This window comes from Actinopolymorpha sp. B17G11 (assembly GCF_040196095.1).
Classification (GTDB): domain Bacteria; phylum Actinomycetota; class Actinomycetes; order Propionibacteriales; family Actinopolymorphaceae; genus Thermasporomyces.
Genome location: NZ_JBEFTW010000032.1, coordinates 49,276 through 67,389, shown reverse-complemented (window position 1 = coordinate 67,389; position 18,114 = coordinate 49,276). Strand labels below are relative to the sequence as shown.

Here is an 18,114-nt window from a genome sequence, read left to right as displayed (position 1 = left end):
GCGTACTCCACCTGTCGGGTTCTGCGTTGATCTTCGAACTGCTGGTCTCGGACTACTGCTACCTGGGCTGTTGTCGGACCGCTGCTGTCGGACCGCTGGGCGGTCTGCTCGCTACTCGTACCTGCTCTGACCGCCTGGACTAGCGAAAGTCATCGGCGTGGTCGATCGCCCACTGACGGTAGGTGAGAGCCGGCGCTCCTGTGAGGTCTTCGACCGCTGAGGTGACCTGTTCGGGTGCCGTCACCATCTCGGCGTGGGCGTGCAGCATGCCATCGACCACCGACACCGGCCATCCGTCCGCGAGGTACTGGGCCCGGGCGTCCTCGGAGGAGATCTCCTCGAAGCGCAGCGACCGGCCGATGGCGCCACCGACGATGCGGACCCGTTCGCGGGTGGTGAGCGTCTCGGGGCCCGTCAGGACGTAAGTCTTCCCGCGGTGGTCCGGGTGGGTCAGCGTGTGGGCGGCGACGGCGGCGATGTCCCGCTCGTGGATGACCGACCTGCCGGCGTCGCCGAACGGAGCCCGTACGACGCCTTCCTCATGGATCTGCACCGCCCACCCGAGATCGTTGCTCGCGAACCCTCCAGCCCGCAGGAAGGTCCACTCCGGTCCGTCCGGTCCGTCCAGTCCGGCGTCCTCGATAAGCCGCTCGAGGTCGGCGTGAAACTGCGTGATGGGGTCGGACTGGCGCGCACGTTCCCTTCGAACGCCCGAAGCGGACAGATAGACGACCCTGCGGACTCGATTCTTGACGAGCGCCTCGAGCACGCCTGGCGCGGCGTCGGCGGTGAGGAACGGCCAGACCAGGAACGCCGCCGATACGCCCTCCAGGCTGCCGGCGAAAGTCTCCGGCGCGGACAGGTCACCCTCCACGACACTCGCGCCGGCCGGCAACCCGGCAGCGTCCGGGTGGCGGGTCAGTGCGCGGACGCTGACACCGGCGTCGAGCAGCTGCGTGACGACGTTTCGTCCCACCTTGCCGGTCGCGCCCGTCACCAGGATCGTGGAGTCTGCCGTCATCGTTCCTGCCCTTCCCCGCTGGCGGGATCTGGTACCCGCGCTCGGAACCGTCCGTGCGTGCAGCCTCGACAGTAGAACCTCAACCATTCTTGAGGTCAAGGTCGCGGATTCAGGGCCCAGGCATCCGATGCGGAGAAGTGGTTGGCCCAGGGACGCCTCAGTTGACCACTACTCCGCAGTGGATGATGTCCGGCCGCCGATCGCTTGCGCCATCGCCCGGTCGAGCCGCGGGGCGAGCGAACGTGCGTAGGTCGCCGTGATGTGGTGAGCGTCCCGCCAGACGATCATGGTCCCGATCACGGGGGCGCATCGCGGCGCCGGGCAGACGTCGTCGGTCAGGTCGACGAGGTCCACGCCGGCGAGCCCCTCGGCGGCACGGATCTGGTCGTCGGTGGACATCGCCATCGCATGCTCCCTGGGTACCGCACACGCGGCAAGGTCCCGAGGATGCGCGGAGAGGCAGTCGGGTACGTCGATGTTCACCCTCGGCGTGTTCCGGATGACGACGAGCGGCACACCCGCCGCGCGGACCGCCTGCCAACTCCGCCGCAGCCCGGAGACGTACGCCGGCCGGCTGGCCCGTGGGTCGAGGATCGACCCGCCGCGTACGACCTGATAGTTGGTGTCGCTGCTCGTCACCACCAGGTCCGGCCGGTCGGGGCCGGTGAGCCGGTGGCGGAGCTTGGCGTTCCAGGCGGTGCAGGCGCGGTACGGAACGGCCGGCTCGCCGACTCCGACCTCGACGTCGAAGAATCCGCAGGCCGACTTCGTGTAGGTCTCCAGCCGCCACCCGTGGCGTGTCGCGACGGCTGCGAGGGCCGGCTGCCACTGAGCCGCGTGGGAGTCGCCGGCGAGAACCATCACCTTGTCCGACCCCAGATCGCCGTACGCACAGAACTGCAGCTCCGCGCTCGGCTGGTCCTGATGGCACTGCGGGCGGTAGATCGGGCCCTTGTCCTCGCGTGCCTTCAGGGGGTCGAGGGTGATCGAGGTCGGCTCGTCCTGCGGCGGATGCTTCGCGGTCGGACGTTTGCTGGACTCGGCGAGCGCCTGCGTCGCCGGTCTACTTCCGGCACTCGCGGTGACCTGCGGCGGAGGCGGGACAGCCGCGTGGACAATCACAGCGCCGGCCACTCCAGCCGCCGTGCACGCCGCCCCCATCAGCAACGCGCGCCGGGGCACGGCGACCAGGCGGCCCGAACGCCGCACCGGCGCCTCGACCAGCCGGTTGGTCAGCCACGCCGGCGCGAACGAGAAGCTGGCGACAAGGATCCCTTCGACGACCGACAGCGCGCCCCAGGCCGCCTCGGCGGCGACGAGCAGCGGCCAGTGCCAGAGATAGAGGGAGTACGACAGAGCCCCGACCGCGCGCATCGGGGCGACGGACAGGAACCGCCCGACGCCTCTCCCGTATCCCTCCACCCCACCAGTCCCCGCCGCGTCGCCGCCACGCCCCGCCAGACCGGCCATGACCACCAGGGCGGCGCCGACCGTGGGCAGTAGCGCGGCGTACCCCGGAAACAGCGTCGAGGAGCCGTAGGCCAACGCCGCGACCACGATCGCGGATACCCCCAGCCATCCCGCCCAGACCATGGCCGCCCGAGGCAACCGGCTCAGCCGGACGGCCCCGATCGCGAGGGCCGCGCCGATGGCGAGCTCCCATGCGCGCGTGGTCGACACGAAGTACGCCCGCCCCGGCTCCACCTGCGTGAGGCTGACCGACCACACCAGCGACGGCAGGGCGACGATCGCGAGGCCCGCGAGCAGGGTGCGGTCGAGCGACCATCCCGTACGCCGGTGCCACCAGACCAGCGCCAGCAACACCAGCGGCCACACCAGATAGAACTGCTCCTCGACCGCGAGGGACCAGAAGTGTTGGACCGGGCTCGACGCCTGCTCCGACGCCATGTAGTCGACGGCCTGGTCGGCGAGGCGCCAGTTGACCGCATACAGCGCGCTGGCCGCCAGGTCGCCCCCGACCCCGCTCCACCGGATCGGAGGGAGCACTGCCACGGTGAGCCCAGCGACGGCTGCGAGCACGACCGCGGCAGCCGGGAGCAGCCGCCTCGCCCGCCGCGCATAGAACCTCGCCAGGCTGAGCCGACCGGTCGTACGCACCTCCCTGACGATCAGGCCGGTGATCAGGAACCCGGAGATCACGAAGAAGACGTCGACGCCGACGAATCCGCCAGGGACCGCTGGGACCCCGGCGTGGAACACCAGGACGAGGAGGACGGCGAGACCCCGTAGCCCTTCGATGTCCCCCCGGAAACCGGACGTTGCCCGCTGCGTCTCCCGGTGTTGCGCGTTCCTCATCTCCCGGTGCCGCGCATCCCTCATCCGGAGTGGCGCGTCCGCGTCCCGGTGGTGTGCGTCGTTCATCGGACGGTGAGGATGTGCTCGCCCCGCGGCACGAGCTCGCCGATCACGGGAGCGCCGGGGATCTCGCCGGCGAGGAGCAGTCCGCCCGAGGTCTGGGCGTCGGCGAGCAGGAACGCCTCGTCGGCATCGACGCCGCGCAGGTCGGCATGGGGTGCCACCCAGTCGAGGTTGCGCTTCGTACCGCCGCTGACGTAACCGTCGCGGACCGCCTCCCGCGCACCCGCCAGATAGGGCACGGCGGCCGCGTTTACGACCGCGCTCACGCCACTGGCCCGCGCGAGCTTGTAGAGGTGGCCCAGGAGACCGAAGCCGGTGACGTCGGTACCGGCGCGGACGCCGCCTCCTACCGCCGCCTGTGCGGCGGCCGCGTTGAGCGTGGTCATGGTCGCCACCGCTTCGTCGCACCGTTCGCCGGTCGCCTTGTGCCGGGAGTTGAGTACGCCGATGCCGAGGGGCTTGGTGAGGGTCAGCGGCTGGCCGGGCTGAGCGGCGTCGTTGCGGATGAGAGCCGCCGGATCGACGAGCCCGGTGACCGCCATCCCGTACTTCGGCTCCGGGTCGTCGACACTGTGCCCACCGGCCACGTGGCAGCCCGCCTGCGCCGCTACTGCGAGACCGCCACGGAGTACCTCGGTCGCCAGCTCGAACGGAAGAACGTCACGGGGCCAGCCCAGCAGGTTGAGCGCGACGACCGGCCAGCCGCCCATCGCGTAGACGTCGGAGAGCGCGTTGGCGGCGGCGATCCGGCCCCAGTCGTACGCGTCGTCGACGACGGGCGTGAAGAAGTCGGTCGTCGCGACGATCGCGAGGCCGTCCTGGACGCGGACCACCGCGGCGTCGTCGCCGGAGTCGAGACCCACCAGCAGCTCCCCCGGCGGTTCAGCGCCGCCGCTGGCCCCAGCACCACCACCCCCGAGCCCACCGCCCGCAAGACCACCGCCCGCAAGGCCGGCAACGATCTCCTCCAGCTCGCCGGGAGGGATCTTGCAGGCACACCCGCCGCCGTGGGCGTACTGCGTCAGCCGGATCGCCTGAGTCGCCGTCATGCCCCACCTGTCCGTTCGATGTCCCCACCTGTCCGTTCGATGTCCGCTGACAAACACCCCCCGGCCGGGGCGCGTATGCGACGAGCCGCCCACCTCCGCCTGCCAGGATGACGTACATGCTCCGAGGAGGCGTCTCCGGCCTGGTGGCCGGCACGGTCTTCAACACCGATGAGCGGCAGGATCTGTCGCTGGCGGGTTCGATTCCCGTCCGCCTCCGCCACGTCACCCAGCGTCATACCCCGAGTGGCACTGCGCCCACCCAACCGCGACACGCGACCCACCCTGACCGCGATGACTGACCCGCGCCGACGCATCCCCGCCACCGGTCTGGTGCTCGACGACCCCCGGGTCGCCGGGGCCGTCGAAGCCCTGGGCCGGCCGGCGGTGAAGGCGACGGTCACCGAGGTACAGCGCCGGGCCCGGGCGGGCCAGGTGGCGCCGGAGGACGTCGTCGACGTCGTCCTCGCCGCGCTCCCACGACACACCACCTCCCTGCGTACGGTCATCAACGCCACCGGCGTGATCGTCCACACGAACCTCGGTCGGGCCGCGCTCTCGGCCGCCGCCCGCGAGGCGCTCCAGGTCGCGGCGGGACCGACGAACGTGGAGTTCGACCTGGCGACCGGCGCGCGCGCCCGGCGGGGCAGGGGCGCTCTCGACGCGCTCGCCGATGCCGTACCCGAAGCCGGCGGCGTCCACATCGTCAACAACAATGCCGCCGCGCTGCTGCTGGCCGCGATGACCTTGGCCGGTACGAACGGTGAGATCCTGCTCAGCCGCGGCGAGTTCGTCGAGATCGGTGACGGGTTCCGGATCCCGGAACTGCTCGCGGCGAGCGGAGTCCACATCCGCGAGGTCGGTACGACGAACCGCACGACGCTCGACGACTATCGCCGGGCGATCGGGCCACGGACGGGTTTCGTCCTCCGGATCCATCCGTCGAACTTCGTCATCACCGGGTTCACCGCCGCGCCGACCGTGGACGAGCTGGCGACTCTCGACGTCCCGGTGGTCGTCGACATCGGCTCCGGGCTGCTGCGGCCGCACCCGCGGCTGCCCGACGAGCCCGACGCGTCGAGCACGCTACGAGCTGGGGCGACCCTGGTGACCGCGAGCGGCGACAAGCTGCTCGGCGGTCCGCAGGCGGGCCTGCTCCTGGGCGCGGCCGAGGTCGTCGAGAAGCTGCGGCGGCATCCGGCGGCGCGGGCGTTCCGGGTCGACAAGCTCACCCTCGCCGCGCTCGAGGCGACCCTGCGTGGTCCCGCTCCTCCGGTGGTGGCGGCGCTGGACGCCGATCCCGACGACCTGCGGGCCCGCGCCGTGTGGCTCGCGCGCAGCGTCACCGACAGCGGGATCGCGGTCGACGTGGTGTCGTGCGTGTCGGTCGTCGGTGGTGGCGGCGCGCCGGAGGTTGAGCTGGCGAGCTGGGGCCTCGGCGTCCCCGCGGACTGGGCGGCGCCGTTGCGGCTCGGCGACCCGCCGGTGGTCGGCCGGGTGTGGCGGGACCGCTGCGTCCTCGATCTGCGTACCGTCCCCGACGACGCCGACAACCACCTCCTCGGCGCCGTGAAGGCGGCCCACGCACGGTGTACGTCGTAGCGACCGCCGGTCACGTCGACCACGGCAAGTCGACGCTGGTCCGGCGGCTGACCGGGATGGAGCCCGACCGGTGGGCCGAGGAACGCCGCCGCGGGCTCACGATCGACCTCGGCTTCGCGTGGATGACGCTGCCGGACGGCGGGGAGTTGGCGTTCGTCGACGTACCAGGGCACGAGCGGTTCGTGTCCAACATGCTGGCCGGCGTGGGACCGGCACCGGCGTGCGTGTTCGTCGTCGCGGCCGACGAGGGGTGGCAGCCGCAGTCCGCCGAACACCTTGCCGCGCTCGACGCGCTCGGCGTCCGGCACGGCCTGCTGGTGGTCACCAGGTCCGACCTCGCCGACCCCGAGCCGGCACGGGTGGAGGCCTTGGCGCGGCTGGCGGAGACGACCCTCGGCAGGGTGCCGTCAGTCACGGTGAGCGGTGAGACCGGCGCCGGCATGGACGGGTTGGAGCGCGCCCTCGTCGAGCTGACCGAGAGGCTGCCGTGCGCGGATCCCGATGCGGACGTACGCCTGTGGGTCGATCGGGTGTTCAGCGTGCGCGGTGCGGGGACCGTCGTGACCGGCACGCTGGGCGCCGGGACGTTGCGAGTGGGCGACGAGTTGGAGCTGGCCTCGGCGGATCCCGACCGCGGTCGGGATCGGGCGCGGGTTCGGGCGCGCGTTCGGCTGCGGGGGTTGCAGGCGCTGGGGCGGGACTCCACCGGGGTGGCAGCAGTGGCACGGGTCGCGGTCAACCTGCGGGGCGTGGAGCGGTCCGAGGTGGGCCGGGGCGCCGCGCTCCTCACGCCCGAGTCGTGGCTCGCCACCGAGGTCGTCGACGTCACCCTGCGGTACGCCGACGGTGGAGAGCGTTCCGACCCCAGCGGACCTGGCGCCATCGCCGAACGCCTCGTCCTCCACGTCGGCTCGGCCGCCGTGCCTGTGCGGGTACGGGCGTTCGACGCGACGACGGCACGGCTCTCCCTGGCGCGCCCGCTCCCCCTGCGTACCGGCGACCGTGCACTCCTGCGCGATCCCGGCCGGAAGCGGGTGGTTGCCGGGGTGGTCGTCCTGGACGTACGCCCGCCGGAACTCCGTCGGCGCGGCGCCGCCCGGACCCGTGCCGCCGACCTCGCGGGTGCGATCGGACCTGCCGGTGCGGCCAATGCGGCCGGTGCCGCCAGTGCGGCCGATGCGGCCGGTACCGCCAGTGCGGCCGATGCGGCCAGCGCCGCCAGTGCGGCCGGTGCGGCCGGCGCCGCCAGTGCGGCAGCGCGGGCTGCCGGCGTACCAGCACTCCGCTTCGACCAGCTGGCAGCGCTCGTCCTGCGCGACGGCGGCATCGTGCGAGGACAGGAGTTCCTCGTGCGCGGGCTGCCGGCACCTACCGGAGCGACGACACCGGCCCAGGACTGGTACGCCGACGAATCCCACTGGGCGCGCCTTGTCCGCCAGGCGACCGACGTCCTGGTCACCTGGACCGCCGCGAACCCGCTCGCCGCCGGTATGCCGGCCGACGCGCTGCGCCAACGACTCGACCTGTCGCCCACCCTCCCGTCGGACCTGTTTCAAGCGCTGGTCGCGGCCGCCGGGCTCGACCTTCGTGACGGCGTCGTCCGCCGTCCAGGCGACGACGACGGCCCGGTCCTGCCGCCGCACCTGGAGAAGGCCGTCCGCGCGATCGAGGAGGACCTGGGCGCTGCGCCCTTTGCGTCGCCGGACGCGCATCGGCTCAGCGCCCTGGGAATGGGCACGCGCGAGATCGCCGCCGCCGTACGCGCCGGCCGGCTGCTGAGGATCGCCGACGGCGTCGTGCTGCTGCCGGACGCGGACGACCAGGCGCGCGCCATCCTTGCCGAGCTGCCCCAACCGTTCACTCTCAGCCAGGCGAGGATCGCGCTCGGCACGACCCGCCGTGTGGCGGTCCCCCTCCTCGAGCTCCTCGATGCGAACGGCATCACCGAACGCCTCGCCGACGGGACCCACCGCCTCCGTTGACGCTGCCGGGACACGATCGGCGGCCGGGCCACGGTCGGCGACGCGATCCGCAGTCGGGACACGATCGAGTGTGCGCAAACTGTAGGTTTCGCCGCCCAAAACCGACAGTTTGCGCACACTCACGGCTGGCGAAGCCGCACTCACGGCCGAAACGGTGCCGCGCGCCAACGATCCCCAGCCTGTGCATGCCTCCGGCACGTCCGGTCGGCTTGACGGCATGATTTCCGCCATGCCGAGAAGGGAGCTGCCCGCCGCGCTCATGGCTGGGCCGTTCCGTCTCAGCGACCTTCGTCGGTGGGGATTGCCTGACCAGCTGGTTCGGACCCGACGGTTCCGGCGCCTCTTCCACGGCGTCTACGCCTCATCCTGCCTGCCGGACACGCTGCGGCTGCGCGTCGAGGCCGCTGCCCTGATCCTGCCGGCATCGGCGGTGTTCAGCCATCACACGGCTGCCGGACTCCGCGATCTGCCCGTACCGTCCTCGTCGCACCTGCACGTCACCGTTCCGCCAGGCACCGCCGCGCCACGTGGCAACGGGATTCTCGCCCCCCGGGCATCCGTCGAGGGCGGCGCGGTCACGACATCTCGCGGCGTACGAACGACGACACCAGTCCGGACCTTCCTGGATCTGGGTAGGTCGATCGGCCTGATCGACGCCGTAGTGCTGGGCGACGCCATGGTCCGGCGAAGCCTCGCGAGCGTTGGCGAGCTTCAGGACGCCGCGAGCCGCGCCTCGGGGCGAGGTTCGTCAGCGATCCGGACAGCGGCTCCGCTCGTCCGCGGGAGAGTCGACTCACCGATGGAGACCCGGGTGCGACTTCTGCTCGCCCTCGCCGGACTGCCCGAACCGGAGCCGGGCGTCGAGGTGCTCGACGACCATCGGTGGTCGCCACGGTCGACCTCGCCTACGCCGTGCAACGGATCGCGATCGAATACGACGGTGACCTGCACCGGGTCAGCAAACGCAAGTGGCGTCACGATGTGACCGGCCGCGAGCTGCTGCGCGACCTGGGTTGGAACGTCATCCTGGTCACAGCCGACGACATCTACGTACGACCGCACTACACGCTCGAGCGGGTACACGCGGCCCTGGTCAGGCGCGACCACCCGGACGTCCCGCCCGCACTCGACGAACGGTGGCGGGACTACTTCCGGCCTCGCGGACACCTCACCGATCACTGGTAGGCACACCGATCATCGGCCGGCAGGGTTTGCGCCACCGGCCACCGGGAACGTGCGCTCCGGAGGAGGCGATCATGGGCGTACGACAGTGGCTGCGTCAGCTGACGATCAAGGACTGGCCCGTCTATCGACAGCTCACCGGTGCCGACCCGCTCGGCCGGGGGGTCGCGGCGATGTCGGCGAGGACCCGCAGCCTCCGCCCCCGCACCGCCGACGCCGACAAGGTGGTGAGGTCCATCTGCCCGTACTGCGCCGTCGGCTGCGGGCAGAAGGTCTATGTCAAGGACGGTGCGGTCACCCAGATCGAGGGCGATCCCGACTCGCCGATCTCGCGCGGCAGGCTGTGCCCGAAAGGTTCGGCCAGCAAGCAGCTCGTCACCAACCCGAGCCGCGTCACGAGCGTTCTCTATCGCCGTCCGTACGCAAGGGACTGGGAGCCACTGCCGCTCGAGCGCGCGATGGACATGATCGCCGAAAGGGTGCTCAAGACCCGCCGGGACTTCTGGCAGGACGAGGTTGACGGGCGCAAGGTCCGGCGGACGATGGGCATCGCCAGTCTCGGTGGCGCCACGCTGGACAACGAAGAGAACTACCTGATGAAGAAGCTCTACACCGCACTTGGAGCGATCCAGATCGAGAACCAGGCCCGTATTTGACACTCCTCCACGGTTCCCGGTCTGGGAACCTCCTTCGGTCGCGGCGGCGCCACGACGTTCCAGCAGGACCTGCAGAACTCCGACTGCATCCTCATCCAGGGTTCGAACATGGCTGAGTGCCATCCGGTCGGGTTCCAGTGGGTGATGGAGGCCAAGGCGCGGGGTGCGAAGGTCATCCACGTCGATCCGCGGTTCACCCGTACGAGTGCGGTCGCCGACCTGCACGTGCCGCTGCGGGCCGGATCGGACATCGCGTTCCTCGGCGGTCTCGTCAACTACGTCCTGCAGAACGGCCTCGAGTTCCGCGACTACCTTCTCGCCTACACGAACGCGCCCGCGATCCTGCGCGAGGACTTCCGCGACACCGAGGACCTCGACGGACTCTTCTCCGGATACGACCCGGACAGCCGGCACTACGACATCCACACCTGGATGTACGAAGGAGCCGAGGAGGTCACGGCGGCGGCCGGAGAGCGCGACGACACCTCCGTGGGCACGACACACGGCGGGCGAAGGCACCGCGAGGCGGCCCGCGCCGAGACGTACGGAAGCGGCGGCGCCGCCCTCACGGCCAAACCGAGCCTCGACCTCACGCTGGAACACGAACGCTGCGTCTACCAGGTGCTGAAGCGGCACTTCGCGCGTTACACACCGGAGGTGGTCGAGGAGACCTGCGGCATTCCGGTCGAGCAGTTTCGCCAAGTGGCGCAGGCGATCACCGAGAACTCGGGCCGTGAACGCACCACCGCCTTCTGCTACTCGGTCGGCTGGACGCAGCACACGGTCGGCGTGCAGTACATCCGTACGGCGGCGATCCTGCAGACCCTGCTCGGCAACATCGGCCGGCCGGGCGGCGGCATTCTCGCGCTGCGTGGCCACGCGAGCATCCAGGGTTCGACCGACATTCCGACCCTCTTCAACATCCTGCCGGGTTACATTCCGATGCCGTACGCGCACGAGCGGCTGGATCTCGACACGTTCGTGGCAACCGATTCCGCGCAGGCAGGATTCTGGGGGAACATGCGCTCCTACGTCGTGAGCCTGCTCAAGGCATGGTGGGGCGACGCGGCGACCGCGGACAACGACTTCCGTTTCGACTATCTGCCGAGACTCACCGGCGACCACGGCACCTACCAAACGGTGATGAACCAGCTCGCCGGTGAGTGCAGGGGCTACTTTCTGGTCGGCGAGAATCCGGCGGTCGGTTCGGCCAACGCGAAACTGCAGCGGCTCGGGATGGCGAACCTCGACTGGCTCGTCGTACGCGACCTGCAGATGATCGAGAGCGCGACGTTCTGGAAGGACGGGCCGGAGATCGAGACCGGCGAGCTGCGGACGGAGGAGATTCCCACGGAGGTGTTCTTCCTCCCCGCGGCGGCCCACACGGAGAAGGACGGCAGTTTCACCAACACCCAGAGGCTGCTGCAGTGGCACCACCAGGCGGTCGAGCCACCAGGCGACGCCCGCAGCGACCTGTGGTTCTACTACCACCTGGGCCGGATCATCCGGGAGAAGCTTGCCGGGTCCACCGATCCGCGTGACCGTCCGCTGCTCGATCTCACCTGGACTTACCCCACGCAAGGTCCACTTGACGAGCCTGATGCCGAGGCGGTGTTGCGTGAGATCAACGGCGTGGGGCCTGACGGCGCGCTGTCGGCGTACACCGAACTCAAGGACGACGGGTCGACCGCCTGCGGGTGCTGGATCTACTGCGGGGTCTACGCCGGCGAACACAACCATGCGGCCAATCGCCAGCCAGGTCACGAGCAGTCGTGGGTCGCGCCCGGATGGGCCTGGGCGTGGCCGGCGAACCGGCGGATCCTCTACAACCGCGCGTCGGCCGATCCGCAGGGCAGGCCGTGGAGTGAACGCAAACGCTACGTCTGGTGGGACGCCCAGAAGGCGCACTGGACCGGAGCGGATGTCCCCGACTTCGAGGCGACAAAGCCACCCGACTACGAGCCACCCGAGGGCGCGACGGCGCAGGACGCCTTGTCGGGAACGGATCCGTTCGTCATGCAGGCGGACGGGAAGGCGTGGCTCTTCGCGCCGGCCGGACTCACCGACGGCCCGCTGCCGACCCACTACGAGCCAGCGGAGTCGCCGGTCGCCAATCCGTTGTACGCCCAGCAGGCCAACCCGGCTCGCCAGGTGTACGTCGACGGGCGCAATCGTTACCACCCCAGTGGCGGGGAGCCTGGCAGCGAGGTCTTTCCGTACGTCTTCACCACCTATCGGCTCACCGAGCATCACACGGCGGGCGGGATGAGCCGGAGCCTGCCCTACCTCGCCGAGCTGCAGCCCGAGTTCTTCTGCGAGGTGTCACCAGAACTCGCGGCCGAACGCCGACTCACGCACCTGGGTTGGGCGACGATCGTCTCCGCGCGATCCGCGATCGAGGCGCGGGTTCTCGTCACCGAACGCATAAAGCCGCTCCGGCTACGGCGAAGCGATGGCGGCACCCGCACCATCCACCAGGTCGGCCTGCCCTACCACTGGGGACCGAACGGCCTGTCGACCGGCGACGCGGCCAACGAACTGCTGGCGGTCGTCCTCGATCCCAACGTGCACATCCAGGAGTCGAAGGCCGCGACCTGTGACATCCGCCCGGGCCGGCGCCCGCACGGCCAGGCGCTGCTGGACTTCGTGGCGCACTACCGCAGCCGCGTGCCGGAGGCGGGAGAGGAAAGGGAGGAGCCTTCATGAACGACGGCCACCGACTGTCCGGGCCGCTCGCCGATCCCGCGGCCGACGCGGGCCATCCCGAAGGCCACCCGCCGCGGGTCGGGTTCTTCACCGACACCTCGGTCTGCATCGGCTGCAAGGCCTGCGAGGTGGCGTGCAAGGAGTGGAACGCCCTACCAGAGGACGGTCTCGACCTGCTCGGCCAGTCGTACGACAACACCGGAGCCCTCGGTGCGAGCACCTGGCGACACGTGGCGTTCGTGGAACAGGGCGACAAGGAGGCCGGCGACGCCGGGGCCTTGCGCTGGTTGATGTCGAGCGACGTGTGCAAGCACTGTACGCATGCGGCGTGCCTCGACGTCTGCCCGACGGGAGCGCTGTTCCGTACGGAGTTCGGCACGGTCGTCGTCCAGGACGACATCTGCAACGGCTGCGGCTACTGCGTACCTGCCTGTCCGTACGGCGTCATCGACATCCGGCCCGACAACGGCGGCGCATTCAAGTGCACGATGTGCTACGACCGGTTGGGTGTCGGGCTCGAGCCGGCGTGTGCGAAGGCGTGTCCGACCGACTCGATCCAGTTCGGGCCGCTGGAGGAGCTGCGCGAACGCGCGGACCGCCGGGTCTCCGAGCTGCGGGACCTGGGCGTCGACACGGCCCGCCTCTACGGCGAGAAGCCGGACGACGGCGTGGGCGGAGACGGTGCCTTCTTCCTGCTGCTGGACGAACCGGAGGTCTATGGCCTGCCACCCGACCCGGTGGTGACGACCCGCGACCTGCCGTCGATGTGGCGGCATGCGGCGGTGGCCGCCCTGAGCGTGGCGGCGGGCATCGCGGCGTCCTTCGTGGTGAGCGCGCGGAGGCGGCGATGAGGCACGGCGAGACTCCGAACGTGCCGGAGGCAGCCACCTCAGCGACGAGTGGCCGGTCGTACTACGGGCGTCCGATTCTCAAGCAACCCGCCTGGAAGACGCCTGACGCCCCGCTCTACCTGTTCCTCGGCGGGTTGGCTGGTGCGTCGGCGACGACGGCGTCCGTCGCCGACCTCACCGGACGACCGGGCCTCGCGCGCGCCGGTCGCTACGTCGCCGCGGCTGGCGCGACGGCGAGTGTGGGCACGCTCGTCCACGACCTCGGGCGGCCCGCCCGCTTCCTGCACATGCTGCGGGTCTTCAAGCCGACGTCGCCCCTGTCGGTGGGATCGTGGATCCTGGCACCGTTCTCGGCGGCGGCAACGGCGGCGGCGGTCTCGGCGGCGACCGGTGTCCTTCCCCGCTGGGGCCGTACGGCGGGCATTGCCGCAGGCATCCTCGGGCCCGCCATGTGCACCTACACCGCCGTCCTGCTGGCCGACACCGCGATCCCGGTGTGGCACGAGTCCTATCGCGAGCTGCCGTTCGCCTTCGCGGGGAGTGCGCTGGCGAGCGCGGGAGGGGCTGCGCTGCTGGCCGCGCCGCCGGCCGACCACCCACCCGTGCGCCGCCTCGTCGTGGTGGGTGCCGCCTTGGAGCTCGCGGCCGTGACCAGGATCGAACGCAGGAAGGACATCACCGCCGAGCCCTACCGCAAAGGACGCGTACGCACACTGCTGACCGCCGGCCGCGTACTCACCGGTGTCGGCGCCGGGCTGGCTTTGATGGGGCGGCGGAACCGGGCGATGTCGGCGCTTGCGGGCGTGAGCCTGCTCGCAGGGGGACTGTGTACCCGGTTCGGCATCTTCGAAGCGGGGCACGAGTCGGCGCGTGACCCGAAATACGTCGTACGACCGCAACGCGATCGGCTGGCCCGACAGGGTGGCAGATGAGTGAGGACCCGGACCGCCCGCAAAGCGCGTACACACTGCGCCGGGTCCTCGCAGCACTGGCTCTCGTGGGTGGCCTCGCGGGAACGATCGCCTTCGGAAGGGCCGCGGCACGACCGGACGGCACGACCACCGGTGAATGGGTCGCGGCGGTGATCTGCGCCGGAGTCGCCTTGACCGCGCTGATCGATCTCCTTGTCCTTCGGAGGAAACCGTAAGTTCTGGGGAAAGTGCGCAGATCTCCTTCCGTACAACCCATCCGACGGCCGCGAATGCATGTTTCCGGTAGCGCCGGGTAGAGCGTTCTGATAGGCAGAAAAGAGCAAGCTACGCCGTGTCGGCTCGCGGCGAGGCAGCGAAACCCCGCACGGCGAACCGCTCGTGAAGGTGGAAATGCCATGCCACAGCAACAATGGAGCAAGAAGCGCGAACGCCAGTACGAACACGTCAAGGCCAGCCAGAAGGACCAGGGCCGGTCGGAGGGCCGCGCGAAGGAGATCGCGGCGCGCACGGTGAGCAAGGAACGCGCACGCTCCGGTGAGGCGAAGCAGCGCAGCCGCACCTCGACGAAGGACATCTCCTCTGGTCGCCGCGGTGGGCTGCGTTCCGGACGCGGCCCGGCCGGACGGACCAAGGCCCAGCTCTACGCCGACGCGAAGCGGAAGGGCGTGCGCGGTCGCTCCACCATGACCAAGGCCCAGCTCGAACGAGCCGTCAGCCGGTGAGAAAGTCGCCGCCTGCACGTCGCGGTTGCGACTGACACTGCTCGGGGTCGGCGCGATGAACTCGCCGCGCTTCGCGCCCGCCGGCCTCGTGCTGCGGTACGCCGGGCACCGGATCGTCTTCGACGGCGGAACGAGAACCCCAACGCTACCGCGACGCATCGACGCGTGGCTCGTCACCGACGAACACGCCGAGCTTCGCTCCGTCCTTCGTCACATGGCCGCCGAACTCGGCACCGAGCCCAGGGCGGCGAGCCTCGCGTACGACGACCTCGAGGTGCTCCGCCACCCGGTCGCGCACACGTCCCATCCGGCGTACGGATATCGGATCGTCACCCACGGACTGGTGGTGGTGTGGGCGCCGGAATTCTGGGAGTTTCCGTCGTGGGCCGCAGATGCGGACCTGATGTTCGCCGAGGCAGCTTCCTGGGACCGGCCGATCAGGTTCCGCGGCGGCGTCGGGGGTCACGCCAGCGTGCGTGACGTCGGCGCTGCCGCTGCCCGCCATGGTGTACGCCGGCTCGTCTACGCCCACATCGGCCGGCCCAGCATCCGGGCAATCGACCGGGGACTGCGCCCGGAGATCGGGGAGTGGGGCCACGAGGGCCGGACCTACGTCCTCCGCCCCACCACCTGAGCAGGAGGTCAGGACGCCTTGGCGACGGCGCGTTCGAGTTGGGCGCGACTCATCTTCGACCGGCCGGCGATGTCGAGCTTGGCCGCCCGGTCATAGAGTTCCTGCTTGCTGAGGCCCGTGACGTCGGCGCTCTTGCGGGCGCGCGACTTGGCGGCGGCGGTCTTTGTCGTACCCGATGCCTTTCGGGCCTTCTCCTGTGGCCGGCGCGAACCCTTGCCCTTGGCTTCGTCGATGCTGCGTTGCAGGGCGTCCATGAGGTCGACGACCTTCTCCCTGCGGGGGCCGGGCGCCTCGACGGAGACCTCTCGACCCTTGGCCTTGTCGCGCACGATTCCCAACAGGCGTTCGCGATAGGTGTCGTGATAGCGCTCGGGATCCCACTGCGTGGTGAGCTGTTCGATGAGGTTGACCGCCGCCTTTATCTCCCGCGAGTCCTTCTTGTGCGCACGCGGCAGCTCGTCGATCACGTCCTCGGGGTCGCGTACCTCGTCGGCGAAGAGCATCGTCTCCAGGACGAGCACGCGCTTCCAGGTGCGGATGACGGCGAGATATTCCTTGCCCCGCATGATGAACGACGCAACTCCCGCGAGTCCTGTCTGTGCCATCGCGTCACGCAGCAGGCCGTACGCACCGTGCGCGCTCTTGTCCTTCGGGGCGAGGTAGTACGTCTTCTCGAAGTAGATCGGGTCGACCTCGGCGATGTCGACGAAGTCGGTGATCTCGATGTTCCTGGACTTGCCGAGATCGGCGGCACCCACCTCGTCCTTGGTGAGCGTGACGAATGTGTCGCCGGAAAGCTCATAACCCTTCACGATGTCGTCGTAGTCGACCTCGCGGTTGGTGTCCTCGGCGACCCGCTTGTAGCGGATGCGAGCATTCGTCCCCTTCTCCCGTTGGTGAAAGGCGACGTCCTTCTGCTCGGTGGCGCTCAGCAGGCCCACCGGTACGTTCACCAGTCCGAAGCTCAGGGACCCAGTCCAGATCGAGCGCGCCATACCTCTTCTCCTACCACGAGGACGGCGGCGCCATACCCACAGCGTGATCAGCGATGGTCGGACAGTTGGAGACCCCTGGTCACCGTCGCATCGAGGTTCTCCGCGCTGAACAGCTGGTCGAGCGCCATGGCCGCAGCGCCGACGACGCCGGCCCGCGAGCCGAGCCGGGCCGTGACGATCCGCAGGTCACGGGTGGCCAGGGGGACGGCCTGCCCATGGACCGCCTCCCGGATGGCAGCGGTGAAGAAGTCACCGCTCGCACTCATTCCGCCGCCGATCACCAGGACGGACGGGTTGAGCAGGCTCACGACGGTCGCGAGCATCGTCCCGACGATCGCACCCACCTCGCGCAACAGGCCCAGACAGGCCGTGTCACCGTGGGCGGCTGCCTGCGCCACGGTCTGCGCAGTGACGGTTTCGCCCTGCGCGACGACCTTGGCCAGCCATGGGCTGGTGCCGTCCACGGCGTACTCCTTGGCTTTCTGGACGACCGCGGCGGCTGTCCACTGGCCGGCCGTGTCACCGGGCGGCGGGAGATCTGACTGGCGCAGGCTCATCGCGAGGTGGAGGAGGTTGCCCAGCCGCCCGGCGCATCCCTGGGCGCCGCGGTGCAGGCGCCCCTCGGAGACGAGGGCAATCCCGATTCCCGTGCCCAGCTTGATGAAAACGGCGTTGTCGTTGTCCTTCGCCGCGCCTTCACGATGCTCGCCGAGCATCATGATGTTCACGTCGTTGTCGACCCAGGTGGGGGCGTCGTACCGCTCGGCCAGGCGTTCGCGGACCGGATAGTCGTCCCAGGTGGGCATGCCGGCGGGCGCGACCGCGCGTCCGGTGCCGAACTCCACCGGCGCGGGGATGCCGATCCCGACGCCCCAGAGCGGGCCGATGTCCTGGTGGTCGGCCAGCAGTTGGCCGAAGAGCTTCTCGATCTGGCTGAGGGTGACGTCCGGTCCGTCCGTCACGTCGGTCGACTCGGCGACGTGCGCGAGGAGCCGTCCCGCGAGGTCGGTGATCGCGACGTCGACGCTCGTCCAGCCGACGTCGGCCACCAGCAGATGTCCTGCGGGCAGGAACGTCAGCTGCTTGGGGCGCCGCCCGCCGCTGCTCGGACCGAAGCCCTCCTCCCGGAGCAGGCCGACGTCGAGTAGGTGCTGTACCCGCTGCGCGGTGACCATCCGGGTGAGGCCAGTGCGCCGCATGATCTCGACGCGGGACCTGCAGCCGTGGAGGCGGACCGCGGACAGGACCTGTGCCGCCCCGTCGGGGAGGCCGGCCGTGGGCGTGCTCTGGGTGGAAGGCGACGTCATGTTCCGCAGCATACAGCTTGACTTACGCATAATCGCTGCGTAAGTTCGCGCCATCGACGCAGAACGCGTCTCAGCCTCGGGCGACAGGACCCGCGCAGG

At 70.2% G+C, this 18,114-nt stretch carries 15 protein-coding genes, 1 tRNA gene and 1 pseudogene; 12 read left to right on the top strand and 5 right to left on the bottom strand.

Annotated features, from left to right (window positions below; genetic code table 11):
• Positions 1-139: 139 nt before the first annotated feature.
• From ABN028_RS26885 to selD, 3 genes are all read right to left on the bottom strand, one after another.
• Positions 140-1,021, bottom strand: a complete 882-nt coding sequence (locus ABN028_RS26885) for an NAD(P)H-binding protein (protein WP_349698553.1) — start codon at positions 1,019-1,021, stop codon at positions 140-142.
• Between the two features lie 168 nt (positions 1,022-1,189).
• Entirely contained in the window at positions 1,190-3,403 is a 2,214-nt protein-coding gene (locus ABN028_RS26880; RefSeq protein ID WP_349698552.1) for an acyltransferase family protein, read from the bottom strand.
• Positions 3,400-4,449 carry a selenide, water dikinase SelD gene (selD, locus tag ABN028_RS26875; protein WP_349698551.1) on the bottom strand — a complete coding sequence of 350 codons (1,050 nt, stop codon included), beginning with the start codon at positions 4,447-4,449 and terminating at the stop codon, positions 3,400-3,402. Before selD ends, ABN028_RS26880 begins: the two co-directional genes overlap by 4 nt.
• 125 nt (positions 4,450-4,574) lie before the next feature.
• On the opposite strand from selD, the gene ABN028_RS26870 reads away from it, so the two are divergent.
• The 12 genes and pseudogenes from ABN028_RS26870 (at position 4,575) to ABN028_RS26820 (ending at position 15,713) form a co-directional block, all read left to right on the top strand.
• A tRNA-Sec gene (locus ABN028_RS26870) sits at positions 4,575-4,669 on the top strand.
• A 71-nt stretch (positions 4,670-4,740) separates the two neighbouring features.
• Positions 4,741-6,048, top strand: coding sequence for an L-seryl-tRNA(Sec) selenium transferase (gene selA / locus ABN028_RS26865; protein ID WP_349698550.1), 1,308 nt, complete (start codon positions 4,741-4,743; stop codon positions 6,046-6,048).
• Complete coding sequence (selB, locus tag ABN028_RS26860; RefSeq protein WP_349698549.1) at positions 6,036-8,030, top strand: selenocysteine-specific translation elongation factor; 1,995 nt, start codon at positions 6,036-6,038, stop codon at positions 8,028-8,030. Before selA ends, selB begins: the two co-directional genes overlap by 13 nt.
• 229 nt (positions 8,031-8,259) lie before the next feature.
• The gene (locus tag ABN028_RS26855) at positions 8,260-9,015 is read left to right on the top strand and encodes a hypothetical protein (RefSeq protein ID WP_349698548.1); all 756 of its coding nucleotides are present in this window, start codon (positions 8,260-8,262) and stop codon (positions 9,013-9,015) included.
• Positions 9,012-9,215 (top strand): hypothetical protein, encoded by a 204-nt coding sequence (locus tag ABN028_RS26850; RefSeq protein WP_349330601.1) that lies wholly within the window; start codon positions 9,012-9,014, stop codon positions 9,213-9,215. The genes ABN028_RS26855 and ABN028_RS26850 overlap by 4 nt, the downstream gene beginning before the upstream one ends.
• A gap of 71 nt (positions 9,216-9,286) precedes the next feature.
• Positions 9,287-9,868, top strand: coding sequence for a hypothetical protein (locus ABN028_RS35510; protein WP_502877624.1), 582 nt, complete (start codon positions 9,287-9,289; stop codon positions 9,866-9,868).
• Positions 9,869-9,880: 12 nt separating this feature from the next.
• Positions 9,881-12,574, top strand: a pseudogene (gene fdh, locus ABN028_RS26845) (formate dehydrogenase); the annotation flags it as partial.
• Positions 12,571-13,425, top strand: coding sequence for a 4Fe-4S dicluster domain-containing protein (locus ABN028_RS26840; RefSeq protein WP_349698546.1), 855 nt, complete (start codon positions 12,571-12,573; stop codon positions 13,423-13,425). The pseudogene fdh and the gene ABN028_RS26840, both read left to right, overlap by 4 nt.
• Positions 13,422-14,357: an NrfD/PsrC family molybdoenzyme membrane anchor subunit gene (gene nrfD / locus ABN028_RS26835; RefSeq protein WP_349698545.1), complete on the top strand. Its 936-nt coding sequence runs from the start codon at positions 13,422-13,424 to the stop codon at positions 14,355-14,357. Before ABN028_RS26840 ends, nrfD begins: the two co-directional genes overlap by 4 nt.
• The gene (locus ABN028_RS26830; RefSeq protein WP_349330597.1) at positions 14,354-14,572 is read left to right on the top strand and encodes a hypothetical protein; all 219 of its coding nucleotides are present in this window, start codon (positions 14,354-14,356) and stop codon (positions 14,570-14,572) included. The genes nrfD and ABN028_RS26830 overlap by 4 nt, the downstream gene beginning before the upstream one ends.
• A gap of 180 nt (positions 14,573-14,752) precedes the next feature.
• Positions 14,753-15,079, top strand: coding sequence for a plasmid stabilization protein (locus ABN028_RS26825; protein WP_349330596.1), 327 nt, complete (start codon positions 14,753-14,755; stop codon positions 15,077-15,079).
• 55 nt (positions 15,080-15,134) lie between these two features.
• On the top strand, positions 15,135-15,713 hold the full coding sequence (locus ABN028_RS26820; protein WP_349698544.1) for an MBL fold metallo-hydrolase: 579 nt from the start codon (positions 15,135-15,137) through the stop codon (positions 15,711-15,713).
• An 8-nt stretch (positions 15,714-15,721) separates the two neighbouring features.
• Here the strand turns inward: ABN028_RS26820 and ku are convergent, their stop codons facing one another.
• Positions 15,722-16,708: a non-homologous end joining protein Ku gene (ku, locus tag ABN028_RS26815; protein WP_349698543.1), complete on the bottom strand. Its 987-nt coding sequence runs from the start codon at positions 16,706-16,708 to the stop codon at positions 15,722-15,724.
• A 47-nt stretch (positions 16,709-16,755) separates the two neighbouring features.
• The gene (locus ABN028_RS26810; RefSeq protein ID WP_349698542.1) at positions 16,756-18,015 is read right to left on the bottom strand and encodes an ROK family transcriptional regulator; all 1,260 of its coding nucleotides are present in this window, start codon (positions 18,013-18,015) and stop codon (positions 16,756-16,758) included.
• Positions 18,016-18,114 lie beyond the last annotated feature (99 nt).